This window comes from Cupriavidus taiwanensis, assembly GCF_900250115.1.
GTDB lineage: Bacteria > Pseudomonadota > Gammaproteobacteria > Burkholderiales > Burkholderiaceae > Cupriavidus > Cupriavidus taiwanensis_B.
The window spans coordinates 2,606,421-2,631,415 of record NZ_LT984804.1; the positions used below are offsets into that span (position 1 = coordinate 2,606,421).

Consider the following 24,995-nt stretch of genomic DNA (forward strand, 5'->3'; position numbering starts at 1 on the left):
GCGCAGTGCAGACCGGAATTCAGCAATGCCTTGTTCGCCGGCCGGCAGTTTTGCTGCATGATTTCCGGCCGGGGTACGACCCGGCACTCAAGACTGGGACAGATCGATAACACCACGTCGGAAAACAAGGGGTTTGTCAACACGAGGACGCATCGATACATGAACACCAAGCTGCCGCTTTTCACGGTTTGCGCCGCCTTGCTGGCTTCGTCCGCATGGGCCGGCAACGAGACGCACTGGAGCTACACCGGACCCACCGGCACCAGCCACTGGGCCGAGCTGGACCAGGCCTACCAGACCTGCGCGCTGGGCAAGCACCAGTCGCCGATCGACATCCGCACCGGCAAGGCGCGCGCCGCAGACCTGAAGCCGATCGGCTTCGGCTACGCCGCGGCGCCCGGCACCGTGGTCAACAACGGCCATACCGTGCAGGTCAACCTGCCGGCGGCGGGACAGATCGAGCTGGACGGCGTGGCGTACAAGCTGTTGCAGTTCCACTTCCACACGCCCAGCGAAGAGAAGGTCAATGGCAAGACCTATCCGCTGGTGGCGCACCTGGTGCACCAGAATGCCGAAGGCAAGCTGGCGGTGGTGGCCGTGCTGTTCAAGTCGGGCCGCGAGAACGCCGCGCTCAAGCCGGTCTTCGCCAGCCTGCCGGCCCACGCCGGAGAGTCGCGCGAACTCGCCGCGCCGCTGGACGTGGCAGCGCTGCTGCCGGCGCAGCAGGCCTACTGGGCCTTCACCGGTTCACTGACGACGCCGCCGTGCAGCGAGGACGTGCGCTGGCAGGTGCTCAAGACCCCCGTGGAAGTCTCGCCGGCGCAGCTGGCGGCATTCCGCCGGCTTTATCCGATGAACGCGCGGCCGGTGCAGCCGCTGAATGGCCGGACGGTGCAGGTCAGCCGCTGAGAGACCGCGGCCTGCTAGCAAGTCTTCAACGCCGCTTGGGTACTCCCTCTCCCGCTCGCGGGAGAGGGAAGAAAACCAGCGGCATGGCGAAGTACTGGAGGCTTACCAACACCTGTTGCAACTCTTCACGACACTGCACGCATCGCCAGTTCCCCACCCAACACCAGCAACCCGCAGAAAAACAACTTGCGAAAGCGTTCGGCACTGATGCGCTGGCGCAGCCATTGCCCCAGAAACATCCCACCAAGCGCGGGCACCAGCGCCAGCGCCGACGCGCCCAGCACCGGCATATGCAGCAGCGCCCCGCCCAGCGCCAGGCTGACCGCCAGCGCCACGGTCGACACCGTGAACGACAAGCCCAGCGCCTGCACCAGGCTTTCCTTGTCCAGCCCCAGCCCCTGCAGATAGGGCACCGCCGGAATCACGAACACGCCCGTGACCGCGGTGATGCCGCCCGTGACCAGCCCGACCAGCGGCCCAAGCCAGCGTTCGGCGCCGGCCGGCACCGTCAGCTTTACCGCGGCCAGACCCACCACTGCGTACAGCACCAGCGCGACACCCAGGGCCGAAGTCGCGTGCGTCATCAGGCCGGCCGGCACCAGTGCCGCGCACAGCCAGGTGCCGGCGCAGATCGCCGCCAGCATCGGCCACAGGCGCAGCACCAGCAGGCCGAAGCGCGGTCCGCTGAACAGCTGCACCACGTTGGTCACCATCGACGGCGCTACCAGCAGCGCCGCCGCCTGCGCGGGCGGCATCACCAGCCCCAGCATGCCCACCGCGACCGTGGGCAAACCCAGCCCGACCACGCCCTTGACGAACCCCGCCAGCAGGAAGGTCAGGCCGATAAACGCGGCCTGCGCGCTGATCGATTCCATCGTCATCGCCGCACCTTCAGCCAGCGTCGCGGTCGTGCACCGCACGGCTGTCCGCCGGCGCTTCGGCGCGCGCATCGAGGCCGTAGTCGCGCAGCACCTGCGCCACGCGCAGCCGGTAGCCGGCAAACACGCCGCCGCGCCCGGCGGCCTGCGCCTGGCGATGCGCCAGCGTGTTGCGCCAGGCGATCACCGCGGCCTCGTCGCGGAAGAACGACAGCGACAGCAGCTTGCCGGGATTGGTCAGGCTCTGGAAGCGCTCGACCGAGACAAAGCCATCGATGGCCTCGAGTTGCGGGCGCAGCTGCGCGGCGATGTCGAGGTAGGTGTCCTGCCGGCCCGGCGCGGGCTCGACTTCGAAAATGACGGCGATCATGGTTGCCTCCGTGGGATCAAAGGAAATGGGGGATGCGCGCGCTCAGCGACGGACGATAGCGGAAGGCGCGCGCCAGCGCAGCCGGCTCGGCGCCCCGCGCGCGCAGCGCCGACACCGTCGCCGCAGCCAGCGCCTGCGCCAGCCGGTCACCGGGGCAAGCATGGCGGCCGTGGCCGAAAGTCCACGCCCGCGCATCGTCGGCAAGGCCGCTGCACGAAGCCGCGGCCAGCAGCACCAGTACTGTGTCGCCGGCCTTGGCGGCGTGGCCGCAAAGCTCGCTATCCGCAGCAAGAAATCGGCGCGTATTCTGCACCGGCGGGTCGTCCTGCGCGACGCGCGCCACCACGCCTTGCAACGGCATCCCGCCGGCCGATGGATTGCGGCCCAGCCACAGCAGAGTATTGCCCGCAAGCCCCGCAGTCGCTTCGCAGGCCTGGACCAGCAAGCCGATGATATTGGCGGCGACCGCCCGCGCCTCGATGCCGGCGGCCTGTGCCGCATGTTGCAGCGCCGGCAGCGGGCCATCAGCCGCTACGCTGCCGGCGAGCGACGAGGCCAGCCACGTGCCCAGCCACCGCGCCGCCCCGGTGCCGGCGCGCACGGTGTCCGCGTCCGCCAGTGGCGATTGGGCGGCGGCGAAGGCCGCCACCTGCCGCGCGCCCTCGAGCGCCATGCCGCAGTCGCGCGCGAGCGGCAGGCCGAGCACCGCTGCCAAGCTGACAACCGGCAAGGCGAACAGCCAGCGATTGACCGACGCGGCCGGCATGGCCGCGTGCGCTGCCTCGCCTGCATCCAGCACCCGGGCCATCGCACCGGCCCGTTGCGCCGCGACGCCCGGATCCACCGCCGCCAGCATCGGCATCAGCAGCGCCTTGAGCGGCGCATGCGCGGCGCCCTCGTTCATCCGGATCAGCCGGCCGAACAGGGCTCCGGCGGCGGTGCCGGCCAGCGCCGGCGGCACCGGCTGCGCGGGCGGACGCACGCGGCAGTCGGGATGGGCCAGCAGCGCCGCCACTTCGCGCGGCCCGGCGGCCACCCACAAGCCCAGGCGCGGCTCCTGGAAGAAAGGCCGGGTGGCGGCCAGTTCACGGTAGTAGGGATAGGGGTCGGGATGCGTGACGGCGCTGAGCGGGTCGATCCCGGTGAAGTTAGCGGTGATGGTCTCTGGCATGGCGGCGCGAATCGCATGTGTTGGCGGGCTGCGCCGCAAGCTCGGGCGCACATCGGCATCATGCCGCCGCGGCCGGGCCGGAAGCTTCACGGTGGCGTGAAGGGTCGAATGCAGGCAGCCACGCTGCGGGCCGGCGCCTGGTTGTATATGCTTTGAGCATGGCGTGCCGGGCGCCTTGCGCGGCCACGCCCTACCAGGTACGGCGGGTGACGACATGAAGCGTGTTCACGCAGTGGTTGTGGCCGGCCTCATGTTGACGGCGTGCGTCTCCACCGGCGTCGACGTGAAGCCCGAGCACATGTCGAACTTCCTGCCCGGCTTCTCCACGCTTGGCGACGTCACCTCGCAGCTCGGCCCGCCTTCGTCGCAGGCAACGTTGCGCGACGGCTCGACCATCCTGGTCTACTCGTTCGCCACCTCGCATCCCCACCCCGAGAGCTTCATCCCCATCATCGGGCCGTTGTTTGCGGGCGGCGCGATCCGCGCTTCGACGGTGCTGTTCGAGTTCGACCCGAACGGAGTCCTCACCAGCCAGCGCCGCACCTCCTCGAGCGGAGTCTCGGGATGGAGCGTGCTGACGCCCGGCGCGCTGCCCGGCACGCCGCAATAGCCGCCGGGCGCGCTCGTCACCTCTCCATCGCCGCCACCTGCCCATCGGCGCGCGCCGCCGCCGGCGCATCGTTGCGATGCGCCAGCCGGTACAGCACCGGCAGCACCAGCAGCGTCAGCGCCGTCGACGACAGGATGCCGCCGATCACCACCGTCGCCAGCGGGCGCTGCACCTCGGCGCCGGTGCCGGTGGCCAGCGCCATCGGGACGAAGCCGAGCGAGGCCACCAGCGCCGTCATCAGCACCGGGCGCAGGCGCGTCAGCGCGCCCTCGCGGATGGCGTGGTCCAGGCCATGGCCGGCTTCGCGCAGCGAGCGGATGAACGACAGCATCACCAGCCCGTTGAGCACCGCGACCCCGCACAGCGCGATAAAGCCCACCGCCGCCGAGATCGACAGCGGGATGCCGCGCAGCCACAGCGCCAGGATGCCGCCGGTCAGCGCGAACGGAATGCCGGTGAAGACCAGCAGCCCGTCCTTGACGTTGCCGAACATGGCGAACAGCAGCACGAACACCAGTCCCAGCGCCAGCGGCACCACCACGCGCAGCCGCGCGGTGGCGGACTGCAACTGCTCGAAGGTCCCGCCCCAGCTGGTCCAGTAGCCGGCGGGGATGGCCACGCGCGCGCGGATGGCGGCCTCGGCCTCGGGCACGAAGCTGCCGATATCGCGCCCGCGCACATTGGCACTGACCACGATGCGGCGCTTGCCGTTCTCGCGCGAGACCTGGTTGGGGCCCGGCGCCATCTCCACGCTGGCGACCTCGCTCAGCGGGATATAGCTGGTGCGCGCCCCGGCTTCCCTGGGCAGCGCCACTGGCAGGCGCCGCAGTGCGTCCACGTCGGCGCGCACGGCCTCGGGCAGGCGCACCACGATATCGAAGCGCCGGTCGCCGCTGAAGAAGGTGCCGGACACCTTGCCGCCGATGCCGATCGACACCGCGTCCTGGATATCGCTCAGGTTCAGCCCGTAGCGTGCGGCCTGGTTGCGGTCGATCTGCACCGTCAGCATCGGCAGCCCGGTGGTCTGCTCGACCTTGACCTCGGCCGCACCGGGAATGCCCTGCAGCACCGCGGCGATGCGCCCGGCGGTCTGCTCCAGCACGGCGTTGTCGTCGCCGAACACCTTGACCGCCACGTCCGAGCGCACCCCCGAGATCAGCTCGTTGAAGCGCAGCTGGATCGGTTGCGAGAACTCGTAGTTGTTGCCCGGCAGTTTGCCGACTTCAGCCCGGATCGCGGCGATCAGCGCGTCGCGCGTGCGACGCGGCTCGGGCCATTGCGACTCGGGCTTGAGCATGATGTAGCCGTCCGAGATGTTCGGCGGCATCGGGTCCGAGGCAATCTCCGCGGTGCCGGTGCGGGCAAAGATGCGCTCGATCTCGGGGAACCTGGCTTTCAGCGCGGTTTCGACCTGCTGCTGCATCGCCACCGATTGCGTCAGGCTGGTGCCGGGTATGCGCAGCGCCTGCACCGCAAGGTCGCCTTCGTTGAGGCTGGGCACGAATTCGCTGCCCAGGCGCGTGGCGATCGCCAGGCACAGCACCACGGCCACTCCGGCACCGGCCAGCACCACCGGCGTCGCAGCCAGCGCGCGCTCCAGCAGCACCGCGTAGCGGCGGCGCGCCCACGCCATCAGCCGGTTCTCGCGCTCGGCCACGCGGTTGCCGATAAACAGCGCCACCGCCGCGGGCACGAAGGTCACCGACAGCACCATCGCCCCCAGCAGCGCCAGCACCACGGTAAAGGCCATCGGATGGAACATCTTGCCCTCGACCCCGGTGAGCGCAAAGATCGGCAGGTACACCACCATGATGATCAGCTGGCCGTACAGCAGCGGGCGGCGCGCCTCGCGCGCGGCGGCAAAGACTTCCTGCAGGCGTTCGGCGCGCGTGAGCGCGCGCCCCTGGCTGGCCTGCGCATGCGCCAGCCGGCGCACGCAGTTCTCGACGATCACCACCGCGCCGTCGACGATGATGCCGAAGTCCAGCGCGCCCAGGCTCATCAGGTTGGCGCTGATGCGGTAGTGAACCATGCCGGTGAAGGTGAACAGCATCGACAGCGGGATCACCAGCGCGGTGATCAGCGCCGCGCGCAGGTTGCCCAGGAACAGGAACAGGATGGCGATCACCAGCACCGCGCCTTCCAGCAGGTTCTGCTTGACCGTGGCGATGGCCTTGTCGACCAGCGTGGTGCGGTCGTACACGGTGACGGCCTTCACCCCCGTCGGCAGGGTGCGGTTGATCTCGGCCATCTTGCGGTCCACCGCCTGCGACACCGCGCGGCTGTTCTCGCCGATCAGCATGAACACGGTGCCCAGCACCACCTCGCGGCCGTTCTCGGTGGCCGCGCCGGTGCGCAGCTCGCCGCCGGTCTGCACCGTGGCCACGTCGCGCACGCGGATCGGCTGGCCCTGCGCGTTGCCGACGATCACCTCGCCGATCTCTTCGAGCGAGCGCACCTGGCCCGGCACGCGCACCAGGTATTGCTCGCCGCGACGCTCGATATAGCCCGCGCCGACGTTGTCGTTGTTCTTCTCCAGCGCGCCGACCACATCGGCCAGCGCCAGCCCGTACGACGCCATGCGTTCCAGGTCCGGCGCCACCACGTAGGCGCGCGCATGGCCGCCGATGGCGTTGACCTCGGTCACCCCCGGCACGTTGCGCAGCTGGGGCCTGATCACCCAGTCCTGGATCTCGCGCAGGTCGGACAGCGTGTAGGCGGCGCCATCGGGCTTGCGCGCGCCGGGCTCGGCCTCGACCGTCCACAGGTAGATCTCGCCCAGCCCGGTCGAGATCGGGCCCATCGCGGGCGTGATGCCGGGCGGCAGCTGGTCGCGCGCCTCCTGGATGCGCTGGTTGACCAGCTGGCGCGCAAAGTGGATATCGGTGCCGTCGCGGAAGATCACCGTCACCTGCGACAGCCCGTAGCGCGACAGCGAGCGGGTCTGCTCCAGGCCGGGCAGGCCCGCCATCACGGTCTCGACCGGGTAGGTGATGCGCTGCTCGGTCTCCAGCGGCGAATAGCCGGGCGCGGCGGTGTTGATCTGCACCTGCACGTTGGTGATATCGGGCACCGCGTCGATCGGCAGCCGGGTGTAGCTGTACAGACCCAGCGCGGCCATGCCCAGCACCGCCAGCAGCACCAGCCAGCGTTGCGCGATGGCAAAGCGGATCAGGCGTTCGAACATGCGCGCCTCCCGCTCAGTGCTCATGCCCGGCGCTGGCTTTGCCCAGCTCGGACTTGAGGATGAAGCTGTTGGCCGCGGCGTAGCGCGCGCCGGCCTGCAGGCCGCGGGCCACCTCGACCAGTTTGCCGTCGCTGCGCCCGGTCTGGACCGGCTGCACCGCAAACCCGTCCGGCACCGCGACAAACACCACGCTCTGGCCGTCGACCTGCTGCACCGCGTCGGCCGCCACCGTCACCGGCACCTGCTCCGGCGCGCCGCGCACGCTGACCGTGACGAACAGCCCCGGCCGCCACGCCATGCCCGGATTGGCCAGCGTCACGCGCGCCTTGGCGGTGCGGGTCTGCTCGCCCAGCAAGGCGCCGACGTAGGACACCTTGCCTTCGGACTGGGTTGCGGAAGCGCTGGAGCGCACCGTGACCGCTTCGCCCACGCGCACGCGGTCCAGGTCGCGCGCGGACACCACGAACTCGGCCCATACCGAACTCAAATCCGAGACCGTGAAGACGCTGGCATCTTCCTTGACCGCTTCGCCCAGCGCCAGGTGCTTCTCGACCACGATGCCGTCGAACGGCGCGCGCAGCGCGAACTGGTTCAGCGCGCCGCCGGCGCCGCCGCGCTCGGCGGCGCCGATCGCGGTGAGCTTCTGGCGCGCGTTCTGCACCGCGATCTGCGCCTCCTCCAGCGCGGTGCGCGCCTGCTGGTAGTCCTGCTCGGCGGAGATCTTCTCCTGCCACAGCGTCTTCTCGCGCGCATAGGTGGCCCGCGCCAGCGCCTCGCGCTTCTGCGCGGCCAGCAGTTCGCTGCGCTGCTCCGCCACCGAGGTGCTGGCAATCAGCGCCAGCACCTCGCCCTTGCGCACCGGCTGGCCAAGGTTGGCCGGCACCGCCTGCGCCACCCCCGCGACGCGCGGCACCACGTGCGCGGTGCGGTCGTCGTTGAAGCGGATCTCGCCGGGGAAGTCGACGCTGCTGCGCAGCGCCGCGGCGGCGGCGGTGGCCATGCCAATGCCCGCCTGTTCGATCTGCGCGGGCGTCAGCGCGATCACGTGCGGCTTGCCTTCGGCTTGCGGTCGCACCGCCGGCGCGCTGGCGTCGGCATGCGCGCCCGCCTTGGTCTCCGCCTTGCCTCCTTCCTCGCCGTGCTCGTGCCCGTGCTCGTCGCCGTGTCCGGCATGCCCGTGCGCGGCCTCGCCGCCGGCGCCGCCGCCCTTGCCGGTAAGCAGGATCGCGGCGCCGCCCAGCAGCCCCGCGACCAGGATGGCCACCACGGCGGCCCGTTGTTGCTTGCTCATTGCCATGTCTGCAGCTTCCGTATCAGTGTCCGAGGATGCGGTCGATGCTGGCCGCCGCGTCATAGGTGCGGGCCAGCACGTCCAGGTAGCGGATGCGCGCCTGGAACAGCGTGCGCTGGGCGTCCAGCACGTCGAGGAAATTGAACTTGCCGGCCTCGAACCCGCGCGACGCGGCGGCGTAGGCCTGTTCCGCCGCCGGCAGCACCGAGGCCTGCAGCGTCTGCGCCGCGGCGCGCGACACCGACAGCTGCGTCGAAGCCTGCTGCAGTTCGCCCTGCAGGCGCACGCGCGTGGCGGCGTGCGCGTCCTGCGCGCGGTCGGCACGGCGCAGCGCCGCGTACAGGTTGCCCTGGTTGCGGTCGAACAGCGGCAGCGGAATCGCCACGCCCAGCACCGCCATGTTGCGGTTGGCCTCGTTGTCGCGCTTGGCGCCCAGGCTCACGGTCACGTCGGGATACTGGCGGCTGCGCTGCACCGCCACTTCGGCACGGCTGCGCTCCGCCGTCAGGCGGCTGGCCTCGAGCAGCGGCGAGTCCGCCAGCGCGGCCTGCAACGCCGCCGGCGCGGGCCGCGACGGCAGCGCATCAAGATCGCCCTGCGCCTGCGCAAAGCGCGGCACGCTTTCGCCCCACAGCGCCGCCAGCGACTGCCGCGCGGTCTGCAGCGCGCCGGTGGCCTCGGCCAGCTCCAGCTCGGCGTTAGCCTGCTCCACCCTGGCGCGCGTGGCTTCGAGCGGCGCCACCTTGCCGGCGGCCACGCGCCGGCCGGCGGCGTCGGCGGCCTGGCCGGCGATGCCGAGCGAGCCTTCGGCCAGCCGCACGCGCTCCTGCGCCACCAGCACGCCGAAGAAGCGCGCGATCACCGCGGCGCGCAGCTCGGCCCGGGTGCTGCCCAGCTCGGCCTGCGCCAGTTCGCGCCCGCGCTCGGCCAGGCCGATGCGCGCGGCGCGCTTGCCGCCGAGCTCGAGCGGCAGGTTGACCTGGCCGGTGGTCGAGCGCGACGCCTTGCGCGTGTCTTCCATCGACACCGCCAGCTCCGGATTGGGCAGCACGCGCGACTGGATCAGGTCGCCTTCGGTGGCGTCGAGTTCCTTGCCGGCGGCGGACAGCGTGAAGCTGCCGGCCTCAGCCAGCGCCAGCGCGGCATCGAGAGTCAGGATCCCGGCCGGCTGCGTTGGGCCGGCCGGCACGGGAGCCGAGGGCAACGCCACGGCGGGGGCCGGCGTCTGCGCGACGCCGGGGAAAGGGCTGGATAGCACGGCTGCCAGCCCGAGCGGCAGCAAAAGTCTTCGCATCGAATTGCACCAGAAGAAAACCGGGGAAATTCGGCGAGACGCCCGGCGTCATGCGCTCATGACGCACCAGCAGGCGATCGGAACTCGATCGGGAAAGCGGGGGAAGCGTCGTCTCGCCGGCTAAGCGAGACTTGGCCACTGCGGACGGTCGGGCGCCCTTGCGCTGTGCGAGGAGAAGCGGGGCTGCGGCAGCGGCGGCGCCAGTTCCACGCGGTGCAGGGCGGACACGTCCTGCGCATCCGCCGGCGCGAAGGGCAGCGAGGCGATATGGCAGACGCCGCAGTCGGGATCGGCCAGATTGAGCTTGGCCTTCTCCTGCGCAGGGTCGGCAGGCTGGTCCTGCTTGCTGCTGCCGGCCTGGTGCCGGTGCTCATGGTGGCCGAAATGCGCCTTGGCCGACAGCGCGACCTCGTGCCCGCAATACGCGGCGGCTCCCGCCCAGGCGAACTGGAGCGGCAGGACGAGCACAAGGAGGACGAGGAGGAGCCGTTGCATGAATCGTGAGAGCGGCGCTGCCGCGATGACGACAGGGGCGCGGCAGCGAGCCGCAAGTTTAACCGAGGCGCGGCGGGCATTCCGGCAATGCGGTCATTACATTTGCGTCATGGCATCGGCGCCCACTGCCTTGGTCTTTTGTTCAGTATTTTTGAATAAATCATCCGGCAATATCCCCGCATTGCCGGGCCGTTGACTCCTATAGTTCCGTACATGAACGGCACGCACACAAAGCAAAGCCTTCTGACAAATTCAACAAACTAACGGAGAACCACCATGACCAAGACCGCCCGCCTCGCTTCCGCCCTGCTCCTGACCCTGGCCGCGCTGGGCGCCGCCCAGGCTGCCACCGCCGGCGAAGCGCTGCCCGGCGACAAGTACGGCTACAACTTCCGCAGCACCGTGCCGGGCGACAAGTATGGTTATGAATTCCGCAGCCACGACGCCTTTACCGACGGCGCCCGCGCCGGCAAGGCCGATCCCTTCACCGACGGTGCCCGCACTGGCAAGGCGGATCCCTTCACCGACGGCGCCCGCACCCTGGCAGGGCTGGACCGCAGCGGCGTGTCGGCATCGCCCGCGCGCAGCTTCGACCCCTTTACCGAAGGCAGCCGTGCCGGCAAGTTCGACCCCTACGGCGAAGGCGCCCGCGCCTGAGCGGCCAACGCCTGGCGCCAGCGAGACCACCAGCAGGAAGGCCAGCGCCAGCGCTGGCCTTTTGTCATTCGTCTCGCCCCAGCCTGTGCATGGCTTCGCGCAGCGTGCGCATCTGCGCGCTGAAGCGGGTGCAGGCATCGCAGATCGCCAGATGCGAGCGCATGCGCAGCCGCTCCGCCCAGGACAGCGGCAGGTCCAGGCTCTTCATGGTCAGGTGATGGACCTCTTCGCAGTCCGGCAGCAGCCGGCGCGGCGGGCGGGAAGGTGGCGTTTCCGGCATGTTGGTCGGTGGCGGCTCGGCGGCGGTTCGGTGGCGTGGGCGCGGCGTCGGGCTCAACCCGCCTTGCCGGGCCGGCCACGCTGGCCGAACCAGTGCAGTTCCAGGCATTCGCGCAGACGCATGCGGGCCCGGTAGAGCATCGCCCAGGCATTGGTCGCGCTGATCTGCAAATGCTGACAGATTTCCTCGGTGTCCAGCTCCAGCCATTCCCGCATCATGAAGATGCGCCCGGTGCGCGCCGGCAGGCGGTCCACGCATAGCTGCAGGATTTCGAAAAACTCGCGGCGCTCGAACGCGCGCTCCGGGTCGCCCCAGTCGGACGGCGGGTCCTGGTAGTGGCCGTTGCGCGTGAACAGGGCATCGAAGGCGTCGTCGTCGGACTGCGGCTGGCCATCGCCGTCGCTGGCCAGCGCCAGCCTGAGCTCGCGCCTGCCGCTGCGCAGCGCGTCGATGATCTTGTGCTTGAGGATGCCGACCAGATAGGTGCGCAGCGCGGACTGGCCGGCAAAGCGCTCCGGGTGCTCGAGCGCCGCCAGCAGCGTGTCCGAGACGGCATCCTCGGCCACCGCCTGGTCGCGCAGTTGCAGGCGCGCAAAGCGCAGCAGATAGGGGCGTAGCGCCTGGAGTTCGGCGGGGTCGAGGCTCATCGGGTAGCGGGCGGTTGCCTGGACGGATGCGCCATCATACCCGCGCCCTGTCCTTCGCCGGTATGCCACAGCGGTCAGCCAATGCCGCGGAACTGCCCGCACAGGCGGAACACGTCCATCGACAGCGGGATCCCCTTGGCCTTGCCGTAGCGCGTGGCCAGCTTCAGCAGCTCCTTGATGTCGCGCCCGCTCGCGGCGGGGTAGGCGTCGGTCAGCGCGTCGATCAGCGCATCGTCCAGGGCCGCGCCGAACTGCGCCGCCTGCAGCCGCCACAGCCGCACGGCATCCTCGCGGCACGGCGTGGTGTAGTGGATGGTGGCGATGCAGCGCGACAAAATGGCATCGTCGACGTCGCCGATGCGGTTGGTGGTCATGAACAGCAGGCCGCTGAAGTACTCCAGCGTGCGCAGGAACTCGGCGACGATGGCGTTGTGCTCGAGGTCGTTGTCGCGGCGGCGGATATAGACGTCGGCCTCGTCCAGCAGCAGGATCGCGTTCCAGCGCATGGCGCGGCGCAGGATCGCCATCAGCGTGGCCCCCACCGACGCCGCGGTGGTGCCCAGCTGGCCGGAGTGCACGCGGTACAGCGGCTTGCCGACCACCTCGGCATAGACCTCGGCGGTGAGCGTCTTGCCCAGCCCGGGCGCGCCCTGGCACAGGATGGTGGTGCCGCCGGACTTGCCCGGCACGAAGTCCGGCGCCAGCATGTCCATGTGCGAGGTCAGGATGTCGATCAGGTCGCGGTGGTGCGCGGGCAGCACCAGCTTGTCGCGCAGTGCGGGCTGGTAGCGGTACTCGGCCAGGTGCTGCACATGGACCCAGATATTGCGGTGCCAGTCCAGGTGGAACAGGTGGACGTAGCCATGCAGCGGCACGCGCTCGAAGCCCTCCATGATGCCCGCGTCGCGCCAGAACGACGGGTCGCAGGTCATCTCGAAACGGCGCTCCAGCCGCTCTTCGTCGTTCACGCAGCGCGCGCCCGCGGCGTCGGCGATCGGGATCAGCTCGGCCGCGCCCTTGGCATCGAGCGAGAACGCCGCGCGCGTCGCCACGAACTGCGCGCCAAAGCCGCGCTGGCAGCGCACGAAGCGCTGCGCGTGCAACTCATATTCCTGGCGGAACTCCGCGCACTCCTTGTAGAAGCCGAACTCCGCCAGCAGCTCCGGGATGGTGCGGTTGGCAATATCGTCGCGGTTGATCACCATCGACGTGGTCATGCCCGAGCGGCGCAGGTGGTGGTCGGTCAGCGCCGAGTTGGCCGACTGCATCGTATTGGCGAGCAGGTCCACCACCACGTAGGGCATGCCCTGCTCGGGCAACACATAACGCATGCGGCGCACCAGCCAGGGCAGCAGCACGCCGTCGCGGTTGCGCTGGTACAGCCAGCCGTCGATGGCATCGCGCGACAGGTACGCGGCCAGCCCCGCCACCAGCTGGTCCAGCGCCGGAATTACGCGCGCCTGCGGCGCGTTGTAGATATTGTCCAGCGCCAGCATCTGAAACATCAGCGCGCGCTCGTTCTGCGTCTTGCTGAGCGTATAGAGCGAACTGAGCGCGTGCGCGTCGAACAGCTTGCTCGATACCAGCATATTGCCGTGGCACACGCCATGCTGCTGCAGTTGGCGGGCCAGCGGCGACCCGTTCTCGATCAGCGCCAGCAAGGGGTGGATCAGCGCCTCCGGAATCTCGAAATCCATGTACCGCACTCCCGTTCAATGGCGTGGCCGCGCCGGCCAGCGCGCCTGGGTTTCACTGCAGGAAGAAATCGATCGCGCGCTCGACCACCGGCCCATGGATGAGATGCGGCCCGTCGAACTCGACGTATTCCACGTCATAGCCCGCGGCGCGCAGCCTGGCCGCATGCGCGCGCCCGCTGGCAATGGGCAATTGCTCATCAGCCAGACCATGCGCGACAAATACCCTGGGAACGCCGGTCTGCATGAACACCGACATGAAGCCGCCGGAGAACGCGATCACATGGCTGGCGATATCGCCATTGGTAATGCCGAGCGACAGCGCGTAGCTGGCGCCATCCGAAAATCCGGCAAAGGCCAGCCGCCGGGGATCGATGCGGTAGCGCGACGTCACCGCGGCCAGCGCCTGCTGCAGCCGCTGCAGGTCCGGCCCATTGCCGCCGATGACGATGTCCCAGGTGGGATAGAGCGAATGCGGCGCCAGCACCAGGAAGCGATGCCGCTGCGCATGGGCTTCGAGATGCGGCAGGACTTTTTCGGGGAAGCCGCCGGCGCCGTGGAACATGACCATGAGGGGCACGGGAGCCTGGGATGCCAGCCGGTCCGGTACGAACAGCACGGCATCGCGTTCATCGGCCACGCCGAGCCGGTGGCGCCCGGCGGGCAGCGGTCCGGCGTGCGGCGCCGCGGCGGCAAAGGACATGCGGCCGAACAAGGACGGGTCGAGCATGGGCGTCTCCGGCGGGCGGCTTGGCGGCCGCACCAATATGGTGATATTTTGTATATTACATACAAACACCGTCCGGCGCCAGCGGAGCCGCATCCGGCTGCATCGATGGATCGACGCCTATGCTTCCCGCGCCACCCGCTCCTGTATTGCGGCTGCAAGCTTCATCAGGGGCCCCGCGAGGGCCGCCTCGACCGCGGCGGGATCCAGCGGCGTGGCGACGCTTACGTTCAGCACATGGACGGCATAGCCCTCGAAGCGCATCGGTGCCGCGATGGCCACGACCTGAGGCTGCCATGACGCGACGCAGTAGCCTTTCGCATGCACCGAGGCCACCGCGGCCTCGATTTGCCGGCGCAGCGCTTCCCAGCCCCGGCCGCGGTTCTTGTCGGCCAGGGCTCGCATCATCGCGCTGAAAGCAGCGGGGGACAGCGTTGCAAGGTGCGCGCGGCCAAGGGAGGTCAGCGCCATCGGGATGCGCTGCCCGCTCACCACCGTGCGCAGCGACTGGCGCCGGTTGTAGCGGAACGACTCGAGGTAGACCATCTCGTCGGCCTCGGCCACCGCCAGTCCGACATTGATGCGGTGCTGCATCGCGACCTCGACCATCATCGGCGTCGCGATCTTGAGCACCTGCGAGCTGTCGCGCATCGCATGCGCCATGCAGAGGACCGGAACACCCAGGCGGTAGGCCCGCGCTTTCGGGATGTACTCGAGCATGCCGGTCTCGACCAGCGATTGCGTCAGGCGGCTGACCGTGGAGCGCGACAGGCCGGTACGCTCGGCGATCTCGCTGTTGCCGAGCACGGGCGAGCCGGCACGGAAGGCACGCAGCACGGCAATGCCACGTTCGAGCGAGCGGTTAGGCGTGGCCTTGCCCTGGCCGGGCTTGATCCGTTCGGCGTTGACGATGCTGTTTGCCATGACGCGTAAGCGCTGCCTGCCACCATTGGGTCGGACGGCGGCATCCGGCCAACGGTCCCGCGGCCAGCCGCCTTGGGACACCGTACCATACCTCGGCAGCGAATCGGGCCGCCGGGACTGGGCCAGACAGCATCAGCCAGGCAGCACGGCCGCCGGCGCCGTCTCGACGCGCCAGATCTTCTGCGCCAGCCGGCGCGCGCCATCGGCGCCGATCACCGGCGACGCCAGTTCGATCAGCTTGCCGTCGAGGTCCGCGTCGGTCAGCGGCTCCTCCGGATCGCCCTTGCGATTCGGCTGCAGGTAGTGCGCCGTGGCTCCGTCCATGGTTTCGATCTCCACCCTCGCTGCGCGCCTGCCGGGAAACCAGGCATCGAGTTCGGGGTCGACCGCCACCGTCATGCAGTCCATCAGCCGCCGCGTCTCGCCATCCCGCAGCCGTTCCGGCGTGTAGGCCGACAGGCGCACGCTGCCGTGCACCAGCGCCGCGGCGACGATGAACCTGAGGCTGAACTTGGCTTCGTTCTCGCTCCTGGGATCGGGATAGCAGGCGATATCCAGCGCCGGACGATAGGTGGCGACGCGGATGCGGCGGATCTGGGCGGCCTCGATGCCGAGCTGCGCTTTCAGCGCCAGCGCGCCGTCGATGGCCGCGAAGGTATGGCCGCAGCCGATGTGGTTCTTGAAGGTGAGCCGGCAAACATGGAAGTCTTGCCCGAGCGTCGACGCCAGCCCGCTCCAGTCGGGGCCATCCGACATCGCGCGACCCATGCCGGTCGCGCCATCGAGCACATCGAGCGAACCGGTGATGCCGGCCATGGCGGCGCGCGCGGCGAGCAGCCCGCCCTCCGCGGCGCGGCCCGCATGCAGCGGCTTGGACATCGAGTCCATGCGGAACGCCTGCTGCAATCCCGCGGCAAACGTCGCCGCGGTCGCCAGCGCATGGGCAAGCTGCGCCTCGCTCGCGCCATGGACGAACGCCGCGGCTGCCGCCGCGCCGAAGGTGCCGACGGTGGCGGTGCTGTGCCAGAAGCGATAGTGCGCCCGGCCCAGCACCACGCCGATGCGCGTCGACACTTCATAGCCAACCACGATGGCCTTGAGCAGCATCTCGCCGCTGGCACCCGCGTCCTGTGCGGCCGCCATGGCGGCCGCAATGGTCGCGGCGCCAGGGTGGTACATCGCGTCGCGGAAGCTGTCGTCGATCTCGGCAGCGTGGGCGGCGGCGCCATTGAGCAGCGCCGCGGCGCGCGCGGTGGCACGTTGTCCCATCGGCAGCATGGCGTTGCCGCGGCCCAGCTCTTCCGCCAGCACGCGCTGCAGGCGCTGGACCGCGTCGGTGCCGACGCCGGGGTACAGCGCCGCGTGCCAGTCGACGAGGGCGCGCTTCGCATGATGCATCACCTCGGCGGGCAGCGGCCCGGCCTGGATCATGCCGAAGAAGGGCCCGAAGGCCTCGGTTGCATGCAAGATGGTCTCCTCAGCCGGCTTGCGCCGGCGTGCCGGGGGACTGCTGCAGCCAGTCCTGCAACAGTGCGTTGATTGGCTCGTGGGCCTCGTACTGGACCCAGTGCCCGGCGCCGGGCACCACGCTGACCCGGACTGGCGGCGCATCGGCCGAGGCGCCGCGCGAGTCGCGCGCGATTGCGGCAATCGATGCGGGCGACATGGTGACATCGGCTTCGCCCCAGATCATCCATACCGGCCCCGCAAACCGCGCCAGCGCCTGCTGCAGTCCGCCGCCGCGCGAGAGCGACTTGCTGTGGAAGCGCGTCGCGCGACAGGCACGAGTGTGGATAGCCACCGCTTCACTGTCGATCGCGGCCGGATCGGCGATCATGAAGGCCGCCAGGTTGTGGCGCATGGCCTCGGCAAGCGCAAGCGGGTCCGCGCAGCGGCGCCAGTCGGCCAGCGCCGCCGTCATCCGGCGCGGACCGCCGTGGCCCGCCGGCCCGAGCAATGCCAGGCGGCCGACTTCGATAGCGTCAGGGCCATCATGGATGGCGAGATGTGCCGCCACCAGCGCGCCGAAGGAAAATCCCACCACGTCGATACGGCCGGGCATCAACTGCGCCAGGGACCGGGCCAGGACATCGGTCAGCCCCGGCAGGTCGGCGCGCGGCGCCGCACCCGACTCGCCAAAGCCCGGCAGGTCCGGCACCAGCAGCCGCCGGTGGCGCGACCACGGCCCGATATTGCGGGCCCAGTGCTGCCAGTTGCCATGGCCGCCATGCAGCAGCACCGTTGCCGGACCGTCGCCGAGGCTGCGCCAGACGACGTCGCAGCCATCGATCGAAGTCACCAGCACATCCTCGCGCCCGTTGCCCATGGCGGGATCCCGTCAACGCTTGTCATTGCCGGCCAGCACCGCCACCCCGTCGGCCGCCACTACGCCCTGCCCTTCGGGCAGCACGAACAAGGGATTGATCTCCGCCTCGACGAGCCGGTCGCCAAGCGTGGCGACCATGCGCGAAAACGCGACGATGGCATCGGCCAACGCGTCCACATCTGCCCGCGGGCGGCCGCGGAAGCCCCGCAGCAAAGGCGCGGTCTTCAGGCGCGCGATCATCTCCAGCGCGGCCTCGCGCGTCAGTCCGCGCGCCCCTGGCAGCAGCCGCAGCGTGGTATCGCCGAACAATTCCGCGGTCACGCCACCCATGCCGAGCAGGATCGCGGTACCGAGCGCATCGCGGTGCATGCCGACCATGACTTCGACGCCGCCCTTGACCATTTCCTGCAGCAGGAAGCGCCGCGGCGCGCTGCCCGTGGCAGCTTGCACGTCGCTTGCCATGCGCGTCAGCCGGCGCGCCACCTCGGCCGGCGGGACATCGACGGCGACGCCACCGACATCGCTCTTGTGGGTGATCTCGGCGGACAGGATCTTCAGCACGACATTGCCGCGGAAGGCCTGCGCTGCCGCCGTGGCCTCGTCGCCAGTTGCAACCACCACCTCCTTTGCGACCGGTACGCCGAAGCCGGCGAACAGGCGCTTGGCCGCGGCTTCGTCGAGCGAGCCCGAGCCATAGGCCGCGAGATCCGGCAACGGCAGCGTGGGCGTCCCCGCCTCGTCGACCTCGCCCAGCCTGCCGGCGCGCAGCATCGCGTCGATCGCCACCGTGCAGGCTTCCGGCGCGGCAAACGCCGGCACGCCACGACGATTCAGCAGCGACGCGACTTCGGGCGCATGCGGGCTCACGTAGGCAATCACCGGCTTGTCGCTGCCCGGCAGGCAGTCGCGGATGGCATTGGCCATCAGGTCCGGCATGGCCAGGCTGGACGAGCCCACGATCACCGCGACCGCGTCATAGCTCGGGCTGTCGAGCAGGATGCGGATCGCGGCGCGCAGCAGATCTGGCTGCAAGCCGGCGAGCGTCACATCGATCGGATTGCGGTCGAGCGCGGCGTGGTCGCCCTGCTGCAGCGCGCGCAGCTTCGCCGCGGTGGCTGCGTCCGGCGCCGGCGTCTCGAAGCCCGCTACGCCCAGGCTGTCGGAGACCAGCGTGCCGGCGCCGCCGGTCGAGGTCAGGATCGCAACGCGCTTGCCGCCCAGCTTGCGCCCGGTCGCCAGCGCGGCGGGCATGTCGAGCAGGTCCGCGAAGGTCTGCGCGCGCATCACGCCGACCTGCTCGAACAGCGCGTCGTACATGCGGTCCGCGCCGGCCAGCGCGCCGGTATGCGACACCGCGGCGCGCGCGCCGCTCTCGGAGCGGCCGATCTTGAACGCCACCACCGGCTTGCCGGCACGCGCCGCCTTCAGCGCCGCGCGCCGGAACGCTTCCGGATTGCGCACGCTCTCGACATACAACGCGATCACGCGGGTGGCCTCGTCATCGGCCAGGTAATCGATAAAGTCAGCGAGGTCCAGGTCGACTTCATTGCTGGTCGACACCAGCTTGGACAGGCCGATGCCGCGCGCCGCGGCGCGCGACAGCAACGCCCCGAGGATGCCGCCGCTTTGCGACACCACGCCGATGCTGCCAGCCGGAAACTGGTCCATCTCCAGCGCGCCGCTGGCCGACAGCGGGATGTTGTCGGTCAGGTTGACCAGGCCGATGGTATTGGGCCCCAGCAGGCGCATGCCGCCGGCCGCCTCGATCAGCTCGGCCTGGCGCCGCGCGCCCTCGGCGCCGGTCTCGGTGTAGCCGCTCGCCAGCACGATCGCCGCGCCCGCGCCGCGCGCCGCCAGCTCGCGCACCGCCAGGTGCGCGCGCTCGGCGCCCAGCAGCACGATGCCGACATCCGGCACTTCGGGCAGCGAGGCAATATCGGGATAGCAGCGCAGCCCGTCGATCGACTCGACCCTGGGATTGACCGGATAGATCGCCCCGCCGAAGCCATGCTTGCGCAGGTAGGAAACCGGACGGCCTGCGGTCTTGGCCGGATCGGCGGAAGCGCCGATCACGGCAACGCTGCGCGGCGTGACAAGTCGTTGGATCGCGTTCATGGTGTCAGGCCCTGGCTGCGGTCTTGTTGAGGAAGGCCAGCACGGACTCGCGGTGCTCGCTGCTGGTATAGCAGATGCCCTGTGCCTGGCTGCCCTGGGCGAAGACCTGGTCGGCGGGCAGTTCAAAGGACTGGTTCATGATGCTCTTGCCCAGCGCGATCGCCGTAGCCGAGCCCCGGCTCAGTTCCGCCGCCCAGCCCAGCGCATCGTCGATCAGCGCCTCGGGCTGGCTCAGGCGGTCGGCGATGCCAAGCGCCTTCGCTTCCTGCGCCTCGACCTTGCGGCCCGTGAAGACCAGTTCCTTTGCCGCCGCCAGCCCCACCCGGCGCGGCAGGAAATACATGCCGCCACCGTCCGGGATCAGGCCCCGGTTGATATAGGACCACGAGAACGACGCCGCTGCGGACGCCAGCACGAAATCGCAGCACAGCGCGGTATCGGCACCCAGCCCTGCCGCGGCACCGTTGACCGCGGCAATGGTGGGCTTGGGCATGGTGTGCAGCAGCTTGACGGTGTGATGGACGCGCTGCTGGCGGCTCCAGCCGTTGAAGCCGACCTCGCCTTGCGGCGCATCCATGCGGCGCTGCATGCCGGCGACGTCGCCGCCGGCGCAGAAGCCCTTGCCGTTGCCGGTGAGCACCAGCGCGCGGATCGCCTTGTCCGCCGCCACCCGTTCCAGGGCATCGATGAATTCCGAGCGCATGTCGTCGCTCATGGCATTGCGCTTGTCGGGGCGGTTGAAGGCAAGCAGCGCAATGCCAGCTTCAAGCTTCAGTTCGATCAGGGAATAGTTGTCCATGGTCTTGTCCGGTTCGATTCTTTTGCGTTCGGTGCGATCGGTCGTGTATGCGGTGGCGCTCAGTCGGCCGTGATGTTGGCGTCCCGGATCACCTTGCTCCAGCGCTGGCTCTCGGCCTTGACGTAGCGGCCGAACTCGTCTGGCGTGCCGCCACTGACGGCGAGGCCTTCCTGCTCGGCGCGCTTGCGGAAGGCATCGCTGTGCACCGCCTTCTTCGCCGCGGCATTCAGCCGCGTGATCACCGCCGGTGGCGTGCCCGCCGGCACGAACAGGCCATACCAGCTATCCGCCGCGTAATTGGGCACGCCGCTTTCGGCGATCGTCGGCACCTTGCTCAGCGCCGGCGCCTGCGAGCGCTGCGCGGTCGTGACCGCCACCGCGCGCAGCTTGCCGCTCTCCAGGTGCGGCGCGACCGCGGCCGCCGTGGCGAACATCACATCGACCTGCCCGCCAAGCAGGTCCGTGATCGCCGGGCCGGCGCCACGGTAGGGAATGTGGTTCATGTCGACCCTGGCCATCTTCTTGAACAGCTCGCCGGCCAGGTGCGCCGAGGTCCCGGGGCCTTGCGAGGCGTAGTTGAGCTTGCCCGGTTTCGCCCTGGCGGCGGCGATCAGGTCCTGCACGGTCTTGATGGCGCTGTCCGGCTTCACCACCAGCACGTTGGGAGAGCGGCCCACCAGCATCACCGGCGCGAAGGCCTTCTCCGTATCGAACGGCAGCTTCTTGTGCAGGCTCGGGTTGACCGCGTGAGCCATGGTCGCCATCACCAGCGTGTACCCGTCTGGCGCGCTCTTGGCCACCGCATCGGTGCCGATGATGGTGCCCCCACCGGGCTTGTTCTCGACGACGACGGGCTGGCCCAGGTCCTCGCCCATGGTGATGCCCATCGCACGCGCCACCAGATCCGTGCCGCCGCCGGCAGCGAAAGGCACCACCATGCGAATTGGCTTGTCGGGAAAGGCTGCGAGCGCGGGCAAGGGCGCTGCCATCAGGCATGGGATGGCGGCCGAGGCAAGCCAGCGGAAGCGCCCGGTACGGAACAGATGCATGCTGTGTCTCCTGGAACAAGTCGGAACGCCGCGGCCACCAGATTGCATGCACCGGGCGCGTTTCTTTGTTACAGGCAGCTTAGGCCCCGGCGGGCCGACGCACAGCCCCACAATTCCACTGCATGGAATTGGTGCTGTGCGTTAGGGGGTGGGGATGGGGATGGGGATGGGGATGGCCAAGGTACCGGTGAATCCCCCGGGGCTTGTCCGGCAGGAGTGCGGCCGTGTTCCTTATTTCGCGGGCACGACCAGCTTGGCGCCTTTCGTGACGATATAGGTCGCCAGTTCCGACGCCTGCCCGCTACCAACATTCCGGGCCGAGTGCGGCGTGCCTGCCGGAATGAACAGCGCCTCGCCTGCCTTCAGCCGCACCGGCGGCTGCTCGCCAAGCTGATACTCCAGGCTGCCTTGCAGCACGTAAGCGATTTCCTCACCCGGGTGCGTGTGCTTGGGCGCGAAGGCCCCCGCATCAAAATCCACGCGCACCTGTATGCCTTCCTTGCCCGCGACGCTGAGGTCATGGCTGACAAGGTCGGCCCGATGGACCGCCGGTGTTTGTGCCTGAGCGCTGTGAATGGTCGCGGCAAGGCAGACGACGGCCATGGCGGCTGTTGCAAACTTTTCGAAATGCATGTTGGAGTGTCCTTCTGTTCGGATGGTCTGCAAGCCATCCAGCCATCGCGGCGGATACGCATTGCATAAGCAGCATTGAACGATGCGGATGTATCCCGGCGATAGCAAAGGCCGGCACTCCATGTATTCGCTTGTATCGGCGGGTTGGGCGGATACGTTGTCATACAAAGGTCCCGACGGCCCGCCGCTGAGGTGTGAGTCTTGCCGGGTGCCTGGCGCTCACACGGACCTATTTACCTTCCGCGACCTGCCATGGATCCGTGCTTCAGCTTGTCGATGGCCGCATTGCCGAACGAGTGAAAGCTCGAAGAACACGCGAGCGATCCAGAAGAGAGCCGTTCTCGTATGATCGCGGCCCTCTCCGCCCTGGGTGCTTTTACTTGGCCGTCGCAGGCTGCACGGATACCGCCATGGCCTCCGTATAGGTCGCTTCGACACGATCCCCCTTCTTGACGCCCTTGAGCTGGGCGGGGTCATCGACGACCAGATCCATGGTATTCCCCTTAGGCCCCTTCAAGGTGACGGTATTGGCCTTGGTATTGACCGCAACGACATCTGCGACGGCCTTGACTTCACGCCCGACCGTCCCACCGGGCTTGGCACCTGGGGCAGAACGATCCGAGATTTCCCGCTCCTGGATAGAAAGCGGCCCACTGCCCTTCTTCAGGCTGAGCGTCAGCGCTTCCTTGTATTCCACCGTAACGGCATCGCCGACCTTGAGCTGCTCAAAGTTCCTGGCTTCTTCACCGATCACCAACGCGATGGTCTTTCCGTTGCTGGCCTTCAGCGAAACGGAGCGCGTGGCCGGGTCGATGCTGACGATCTTTGCCGTCACCTTTGCCGTACCTGTCGCGGTGGCTTGCCCCGGCGCCCGCTTGACCTCCACCTTCGCCTCGGGTTGAGCGTTCACGGAACCGGCGGCGGCAATGGCCACTGCCACCGCCAGCAGAGTTTTCCTAATCATGACTTCTCCCTTTTCATTTTCGGCCAGTGTCGGCCGCATATGAGCTCACGTTATTCCGGCGGAAGCGTCGCGAGCACTCGCGCCAAACTTTATCCGACTAAATTTGGCAACTTCACATGAAATGTTTCGTAGCTTGATCTTAAAGTTTTAGTGTGTCGATGCTTACCAGCGAGCCGGTTGCAGTGATACACTGAAAATGCAGTTTTCGGCTGGTCGCCGCAAAGAGATCCTCTAATCATGTTTAAACAAAGAGGTGGATGGCTGGCGATTTTTCGTATTTTTAAATTGCACCGCGCAGCCTACTAGGACCGGGTAGCTGCACAGATCTCGCTTGATCGCCCGAAAAGGTGCTTTTATCGCGACGCGTTTCAGCCCGCGTCATGGGAAGTCACGATTTGATTTCACTGTCGATGCTTGGGATCCGAACCTTTTTCGCCAGCCGGGCAAAGATGTCGTGTTTTTCAGACAAGACGGTTACCGATGCGGCCGGACGATATCCCGGGCCGCGTCGTGGCCCACGCCGCGCCGGTTCGGCGGGCACCTGGGTGATAGCGGTCTGGTGGAGTCTCGCAGCGGCTGGCGCGCATGCCCAGGCAGGTTCAGGTCTGTTCATTCCCGGCGCCAATGTTCAGAAGCGTGCCAACGCCGTGCTCGCGCTGATGGCCTATTCTGCCGTGCCGGATCTCGCCTCCAGTTCGCTCTCCATCGACAACGCCACCTCCGGAGATCCAGGCGTGACGATGACCCAGCTTGGAGGCGGTGCCACCATCAGCAAATCGGTGCCGCTCTATCTGGAAGGCGCTATCGCCTACTCTCGCTACGATCCAACCTTCGTCGCGTCCAACGGCAGCGAGTCTCGCAATATTCCTACCAGGTGGAATACCGTCACCGGCACCGGCGGTATTGGCTGGGACTTTCCGTTGCTGGCGAATCGCGAACTGGTGATTCGCCCGATATTCAATTTTACGTTGGGCCATGTGGCCAGCGACCTCGCGGTCGGCAAGGCAATCGCCGAGCACGTTACCGATCAGCAGATCAGCTTTCTCGACAATGGCACCCTGAACGCCTATGGACTGGGCGGTTCAGTGATGCTGGATCTCGAGCATTACCGAGACAACTACGAAATAGATGTCGAACTGCGCTACACCAACATTCATTTGCAGAGCTTTGGCGGCAGTTCCGACGCGGTAAAAGGCATGGCCAGCGCTCAGACCGCCAGTCTGTGGGCACGCTGGCGTGCTCCGACCGGACTGCGGGCACTGGATCGCCCTCTTCGCTATGTCCTCGAACTGTCCCATTCCCAGTATTTGGGCAGCCAGGCAGGCATCCTAGGTTTCAATCGACTGACAACCCTCGGGACCGGCCTGGAACTTGACACAAGTGCGCATGAGGTATTTGTCACGCGCGTGCGCGCCGTGCTTAGATATGTCTTTGGCAACAACGTATCAGGTGCCTCCCTCGGACTGGCCGCTAGTTTCTGACTGCCGGCAAGACGCATGATGCTGCCCGGGGTGCCATCGTCTGCCAGTCATGCTTCCTGGTGGGCCTTGTTGTACTTGACGACGTCCAGCACCGCCGCGGTCATCACCGCGGTCGACACCCCGAACATCAGGATACCGTTGGCCGCCTCGATGGGCCCGAGCACGCGCCAGTCTCCGGACATGACAATGTCGCCGTAGCCGAGCGTGGCGAAATTGACCGCGGAGTGATAGAGCGCCCCGGCGAAATCCGGGAATTCTCCAAGCAGCAAGAACAGCACCGCCCAGATTGCCATCTGGGCGAAGTTGCAGAGCAAAGTCAGGAGCATCACTGCAGACAGCAGCAGGATGTCCACCCACAAAGGCTCGCTGCGCAGCCAGCGCTGACGAAAGCGGGCATAGCGGCGCAGGCAGGCGGCCACGACTACCGCCTGTAGTGCGAGGCACAGGAACATGACAGGTGCAGCCGCGAGAAGTGGAAGCAGCATGGTGGCCTC

Annotated in this window: 24 protein-coding genes; 4 read left to right on the plus strand and 20 right to left on the minus strand. The window is 68.4% G+C overall.

The features are described 5' to 3' along the window. The first annotated feature begins 159 nt into the window (after positions 1-159). Entirely contained in the window at positions 160-909 is a 750-nt protein-coding gene (locus tag CBM2586_RS28305; RefSeq protein ID WP_115691162.1) for a carbonic anhydrase, read from the plus strand. A gap of 125 nt (positions 910-1,034) precedes the next feature. Here the strand turns inward: CBM2586_RS28305 and CBM2586_RS28310 are convergent, their stop codons facing one another. The 3 genes from CBM2586_RS28310 to CBM2586_RS28320 are packed head-to-tail and all read right to left on the minus strand — an operon-like array spanning position 1,035 to position 3,328. Continuing rightward, entirely contained in the window at positions 1,035-1,790 is a 756-nt protein-coding gene (locus tag CBM2586_RS28310) for a sulfite exporter TauE/SafE family protein (protein WP_115666030.1), read from the minus strand. Positions 1,791-1,800: 10 nt separating this feature from the next. Next, positions 1,801-2,157, minus strand: a complete 357-nt coding sequence (locus tag CBM2586_RS28315) for an antibiotic biosynthesis monooxygenase family protein (protein WP_115691164.1) — start codon at positions 2,155-2,157, stop codon at positions 1,801-1,803. Between the two features lie 16 nt (positions 2,158-2,173). Next, entirely contained in the window at positions 2,174-3,328 is a 1,155-nt protein-coding gene (locus tag CBM2586_RS28320) for a cytochrome P450 (protein ID WP_115691166.1), read from the minus strand. A 214-nt stretch (positions 3,329-3,542) separates the two neighbouring features. Between CBM2586_RS28320 and CBM2586_RS28325 the strand changes: the two genes are divergently transcribed. Then, positions 3,543-3,938 carry a hypothetical protein gene (locus CBM2586_RS28325; protein ID WP_115666027.1) on the plus strand — a complete coding sequence of 132 codons (396 nt, stop codon included), beginning with the start codon at positions 3,543-3,545 and terminating at the stop codon, positions 3,936-3,938. A 16-nt stretch (positions 3,939-3,954) separates the two neighbouring features. Here the strand turns inward: CBM2586_RS28325 and CBM2586_RS28330 are convergent, their stop codons facing one another. From CBM2586_RS28330 to czcI, 4 genes are all read right to left on the minus strand, one after another. Next, positions 3,955-7,125: a CusA/CzcA family heavy metal efflux RND transporter gene (locus tag CBM2586_RS28330; RefSeq protein WP_115691168.1), complete on the minus strand. Its 3,171-nt coding sequence runs from the start codon at positions 7,123-7,125 to the stop codon at positions 3,955-3,957. 13 nt (positions 7,126-7,138) lie between these two features. Further along, positions 7,139-8,422 (minus strand): efflux RND transporter periplasmic adaptor subunit, encoded by a 1,284-nt coding sequence (locus CBM2586_RS28335; RefSeq protein ID WP_115691170.1) that lies wholly within the window; start codon positions 8,420-8,422, stop codon positions 7,139-7,141. 16 nt (positions 8,423-8,438) lie between these two features. After that, positions 8,439-9,710, minus strand: coding sequence for a TolC family protein (locus CBM2586_RS28340; protein WP_115666024.1), 1,272 nt, complete (start codon positions 9,708-9,710; stop codon positions 8,439-8,441). A 120-nt stretch (positions 9,711-9,830) separates the two neighbouring features. After that, a complete protein-coding gene (gene czcI / locus CBM2586_RS28345) occupies positions 9,831-10,205 on the minus strand; it encodes a cation efflux protein, CzcI family (protein ID WP_115691172.1) in 375 nt (124 codons plus the stop codon). Between the two features lie 276 nt (positions 10,206-10,481). Here czcI and CBM2586_RS28350 point away from each other — a divergent pair, with 276 nt between their 5' ends. After that, positions 10,482-10,862, plus strand: coding sequence for a hypothetical protein (locus tag CBM2586_RS28350; RefSeq protein WP_115666022.1), 381 nt, complete (start codon positions 10,482-10,484; stop codon positions 10,860-10,862). A gap of 64 nt (positions 10,863-10,926) precedes the next feature. Here CBM2586_RS28350 and CBM2586_RS28355 read toward each other — a convergent pair whose 3' ends face one another. From CBM2586_RS28355 to CBM2586_RS28410, 12 genes are all read right to left on the minus strand, one after another. Then, positions 10,927-11,142, minus strand: coding sequence for a zf-HC2 domain-containing protein (locus CBM2586_RS28355; RefSeq protein WP_018005594.1), 216 nt, complete (start codon positions 11,140-11,142; stop codon positions 10,927-10,929). A 53-nt stretch (positions 11,143-11,195) separates the two neighbouring features. Next, on the minus strand, positions 11,196-11,789 hold the full coding sequence (locus CBM2586_RS28360) for a sigma-70 family RNA polymerase sigma factor (RefSeq protein ID WP_115691174.1): 594 nt from the start codon (positions 11,787-11,789) through the stop codon (positions 11,196-11,198). A 74-nt stretch (positions 11,790-11,863) separates the two neighbouring features. After that, positions 11,864-13,486 (minus strand): ATP-binding protein, encoded by a 1,623-nt coding sequence (locus tag CBM2586_RS28365; protein WP_115666020.1) that lies wholly within the window; start codon positions 13,484-13,486, stop codon positions 11,864-11,866. 52 nt (positions 13,487-13,538) lie between these two features. Next, positions 13,539-14,213: an alpha/beta hydrolase gene (locus CBM2586_RS28370; RefSeq protein ID WP_115666019.1), complete on the minus strand. Its 675-nt coding sequence runs from the start codon at positions 14,211-14,213 to the stop codon at positions 13,539-13,541. A gap of 117 nt (positions 14,214-14,330) precedes the next feature. Continuing rightward, positions 14,331-15,134 (minus strand): IclR family transcriptional regulator, encoded by an 804-nt coding sequence (locus CBM2586_RS28375; protein ID WP_115666018.1) that lies wholly within the window; start codon positions 15,132-15,134, stop codon positions 14,331-14,333. A gap of 132 nt (positions 15,135-15,266) precedes the next feature. Then, positions 15,267-16,601 carry an MmgE/PrpD family protein gene (locus CBM2586_RS28380; RefSeq protein WP_115691176.1) on the minus strand — a complete coding sequence of 445 codons (1,335 nt, stop codon included), beginning with the start codon at positions 16,599-16,601 and terminating at the stop codon, positions 15,267-15,269. A 10-nt stretch (positions 16,602-16,611) separates the two neighbouring features. Continuing rightward, a complete protein-coding gene (locus CBM2586_RS28385) occupies positions 16,612-17,460 on the minus strand; it encodes an alpha/beta fold hydrolase (protein ID WP_115691178.1) in 849 nt (282 codons plus the stop codon). A 12-nt stretch (positions 17,461-17,472) separates the two neighbouring features. Further along, positions 17,473-19,575: an acetate--CoA ligase family protein gene (locus CBM2586_RS28390; protein ID WP_115691180.1), complete on the minus strand. Its 2,103-nt coding sequence runs from the start codon at positions 19,573-19,575 to the stop codon at positions 17,473-17,475. Between the two features lie 4 nt (positions 19,576-19,579). Then, a complete protein-coding gene (locus tag CBM2586_RS28395; RefSeq protein ID WP_115666014.1) occupies positions 19,580-20,374 on the minus strand; it encodes an enoyl-CoA hydratase/isomerase family protein in 795 nt (264 codons plus the stop codon). 59 nt (positions 20,375-20,433) lie between these two features. Beyond that, positions 20,434-21,423 (minus strand): tripartite tricarboxylate transporter substrate binding protein, encoded by a 990-nt coding sequence (locus tag CBM2586_RS28400; RefSeq protein WP_115666013.1) that lies wholly within the window; start codon positions 21,421-21,423, stop codon positions 20,434-20,436. Positions 21,424-21,654: 231 nt separating this feature from the next. Continuing rightward, entirely contained in the window at positions 21,655-22,056 is a 402-nt protein-coding gene (locus CBM2586_RS28405) for a cupin domain-containing protein (RefSeq protein WP_115666011.1), read from the minus strand. A 376-nt stretch (positions 22,057-22,432) separates the two neighbouring features. Then, complete coding sequence (locus CBM2586_RS28410) at positions 22,433-23,020, minus strand: copper-binding protein (RefSeq protein WP_115691182.1); 588 nt, start codon at positions 23,018-23,020, stop codon at positions 22,433-22,435. Positions 23,021-23,469: 449 nt separating this feature from the next. On the opposite strand from CBM2586_RS28410, the gene CBM2586_RS28415 reads away from it, so the two are divergent. Further along, positions 23,470-24,501, plus strand: coding sequence for an autotransporter domain-containing protein (locus tag CBM2586_RS28415; protein WP_115666009.1), 1,032 nt, complete (start codon positions 23,470-23,472; stop codon positions 24,499-24,501). Positions 24,502-24,548: 47 nt separating this feature from the next. On the opposite strand, the gene CBM2586_RS28420 is transcribed toward CBM2586_RS28415, so the two are convergent. Beyond that, positions 24,549-24,986 carry a potassium channel family protein gene (locus CBM2586_RS28420; RefSeq protein ID WP_115666008.1) on the minus strand — a complete coding sequence of 146 codons (438 nt, stop codon included), beginning with the start codon at positions 24,984-24,986 and terminating at the stop codon, positions 24,549-24,551. Between the last annotated feature and the right edge of the window lie 9 nt (positions 24,987-24,995).